Origin of the sequence: Chitinophaga pollutisoli (genome assembly GCF_038396755.1) — a bacterium.
Lineage (GTDB): Bacteria > Bacteroidota > Bacteroidia > Chitinophagales > Chitinophagaceae > Chitinophaga > Chitinophaga pollutisoli.
In genome coordinates this window covers 4,040,001-4,042,500 of record NZ_CP149822.1, presented here as the reverse complement: position 1 = coordinate 4,042,500, position 2,500 = coordinate 4,040,001, and the positions used below count along the sequence as shown (strand labels likewise).

The window sequence follows — 2,500 nt, the reverse complement described above, 5'->3', positions numbered from 1 at the left end:
CATCGGCCATGAGGGGCTTAACTTCTCTGTTCGGAATGGGAAGAGGTGAACACCCTCGGTAAAACCACCATAAGATCTTAGATGGATGCTGTTCGTTTTATCTTTCGATGATTCGAACGGTGATCCTAGTATCTTACTACTAATAAATTTACATATCGGGAAGTTGTAAAACACGCTCTTTTCAGAGAAAGAGCATAATAAAATTAAAGCTTACGGGCAATTAGTATTACTCGGCTTCGATGTTACCACCCTTACACCTGTAACCTATCAACGTCATAGTCTCTGACGGCCCTTAAAAGTAAACTCATCTTGAGGTAAGTTTCACGCTTAGATGCTTTCAGCGTTTATCTTGCCCGTACATAGCTACTCTGCACTGCACCTGGCGGCACAACAGATACACCAGCGGTACGTACGACCCGGTCCTCTCGTACTAAGGTCATGTCCTCTCAATTTACTAACGATCACAACAGATAGGGACCGAACTGTCTTGCGACGTTCTGAACCCAGTTCACGTGCCACTTTAATCGGCGAACAGCCGAACCCTTGGGACCTTCTCCAGCCCCAGGATGTGACGAACCGACATCGAGGTGCCAAACCTCCCCGTCGATATGAGCTCTTGGGGGAGATCAGCCTGTTATCCCCGGAGTACCTTTTATCCTTTGAGCGATGGCCCTTCCATACAGAACCACCGGATCACTTTAGCCTGCTTTCGCACCTGCTCGGCTTGTCTGCCTCACAGTCAAGCACCCTTCTACTAATGCGCTCTGCGTACGATTACCAACCGTACTGAGGGTACCTTTGCGAGCCTCCGTTACTTTTTAGGAGGCGACCACCCCAGTCAAACTACCCACCAAACAATGTCCCCGTTGCCGGGTTAGACTCTAAGTAACAGAAGGTTGGTATTTCAACGTTGACTCCACGACTCCTGGCGAAGCCGCTTCATAGTCTCCCAACTATCCTACACATCTGGCACTCAAAATCAATGTTAAGTTGTAGTGAAGGTTCACGGGGTCTTTCCGTCCCGTTGCGATTAACCGGCATCTTCACCGATACTACAATTTCACCGAGCTCATGGTAGAGACAGTGTCCAACTCATTAGACCATTCGTGCAGGTCGGAACTTACCCGACAAGGAATTTCGCTACCTTAGGACCGTTATAGTTACGGCCGCCGTTTACTGGGGCTTCAGTCAGGAGCTTTGGCTTGCGCCGAACACCCTTCCTTAACCTTCCAGCACCGGGCAGGTATCAGGCTCTATACGTCATCTTTCGATTTTGCAGGGCCCTGTGTTTTTGTTAAACAGTTGGTTGGACCATTTTACTGAGACCACATCACTGTGGTACGCCTTATCCCGAAGTTACAGCGTCAATTTGCCTAGTTCCTTTACCATGGATCACTCGAGCGCCTTAGGATATTCTCCTCGACTACCTGTGTCGGTTTACGGTACGGGCTGCTATAACCTAACCTTAGAGGTTTTTCTTGGAAGTCTGATTAGGGACATTATCAGCGCGGCCGAAGCTTTGCTGTACTATCAGGTTCAGCACTCCAGGCGGATTTTCCTACCCAAAGTATACCTACACCCTTTAACGCACTATTCCGTAAGTGCGCAGTCCTTTCACTACTCCGTTACCCCATCGAAATTATAGCAGGTACTGGAATATTCACCAGTTTGCCATCAGCTACGCCTCTCGGCTTTGCCTAAGGACCCGACTAACCCTGATCCGATTAGCGTTGATCAGGAACCCTTAGTCTTACGGCGAAAAGATTTTTCATCTTTTTTATCGTTACTTATGCCTACATTTTCTTTTCTGTACGCTCCAGCATACCTCGCGGTACACCTTCGATGCAGTACAGAATGCTCCCCTACCGATTATACCTCTTGGTACAATCCTAAAGCTTCGGTAGTATGTTTGATGCCCGATTATTTTCCGTGCCCAAACCCTCGACCAGTGAGCTGTTACGCACTCTTTAAATGAATGGCTGCTTCCAAGCCAACATCCTGGCTGTTTTAGGGTTTGAACTGCGTTTGTTCAACTTAACATACACTTAGGGACCTTAGCTGTTAATCTGGGTTATTTCCCTCTCGGCCATGGACCTTAGCGCCCACAGCCTCACTCCCGTAGATATATCATAGCATTCGGAGTTTATTAGGGTTTGGTAGGCGGTGAAGCCCCCTAGCCCAATTAGTAGCTCTACCTCTATGATACGTCTGTAATACGAGGCTGTTCCTAAAAACATTTCGGGGAGAACGAGCTATCTCTCAGTTTGATTGGCCTTTCACCCCTATCCACAGGTCATCCCATAGCTTTTCAACGCTAATGGGTTCGGTCCTCCAGTTTGTGTTACCAAACCTTCAACCTGCCCATGGATAGATCACAAAGTTTCGCGTCTACCCCCACTGACTGGACGCCCTGTTAGGACTCGCTTTCGCTGCGGCTCCGTTACTGAAGAACTTAACCTCGCCAGTGAGGAGTAACTCGTAGGCTCATTATGCAAAAGGC

Annotated in this window: 2 rRNA genes (both only partly in view); both read right to left on the bottom strand. The window is 48.2% G+C overall.

The window, feature by feature from the left end:
• A 5S ribosomal RNA gene (gene rrf / locus WJU16_RS16935) occupies positions 1 to 72 on the bottom strand; it reaches 40 nt to the left of the window's first position.
• 128 nt (positions 73 to 200) lie between these two features.
• A 23S ribosomal RNA gene (locus WJU16_RS16930) occupies positions 201 to 2,500 on the bottom strand (it continues 581 nt past the right edge of the window).